Origin of the sequence: Affinundibacterium seohonense (assembly GCF_014284305.1) — a bacterium.
In the GTDB taxonomy this organism is placed as follows: domain Bacteria; phylum Pseudomonadota; class Gammaproteobacteria; order Burkholderiales; family Burkholderiaceae_D; genus Undibacterium; species Undibacterium seohonense.
The window spans coordinates 1-525 of the sequence record NZ_JACOFW010000085.1 but is presented as its reverse complement, the minus strand read 5'-3'; the positions used below and the strand labels follow the sequence as shown (position 1 = coordinate 525).

The following is a 525-nucleotide window of genomic DNA, read 5'->3' as shown; positions in this document are numbered from 1 at the left end:
AGTTCATCCAATCCGTTAAAATTGAATGATTACGTTGCTATTGTTTGCCGCGTAAAAGTTATTTGGAATTGCTATGGGACGACGAGCCCACCCTTGGGTTTCAACCCGACATGTAGATAGTTGCCCATAGCTAATTCTGTTAAATCTGAACAGTATCCTAGGCCGATGGCATTTCATTGCATAGAGCTTGTATCCACAAGGTTAGATAAAACAGAGCCCCAAATGATCGTCAACTTACTTTACTCTTCAGCTAATTATGTACATTGGTATTGACATTGCAAAACTAAAATTTGATGCAGCTCTTCTCACTGAAGATGGTAGATATAAGCACAAATCTTTCAATAATACAGTCACTGGTTTTGCTGAACTTCTTTTATGGTGCCAATCACTGCATGTAAAAGAGCCTCATTTTTGTATGGAGGCTACAGGTGTTTATTACGAAGCATTAGCCAACTATTTAGTGGATGAGAAGTACAAAGTCTCCGTCGTAAATCCTGCTCAAATTGCTGCTTTTTCTGGTAGCGC

The 525-nt window shown here is 39.2% G+C and carries 1 protein-coding gene; it reads left to right on the top strand.

The window, feature by feature from the left end; all coding sequences use genetic code 11:
• Window positions 1-256: 256 nt before the first annotated feature.
• On the top strand, window positions 257-525 hold a 269-nt coding region (locus H8K52_RS20655; protein WP_186924797.1), incomplete at its 3' end, for an IS110 family transposase.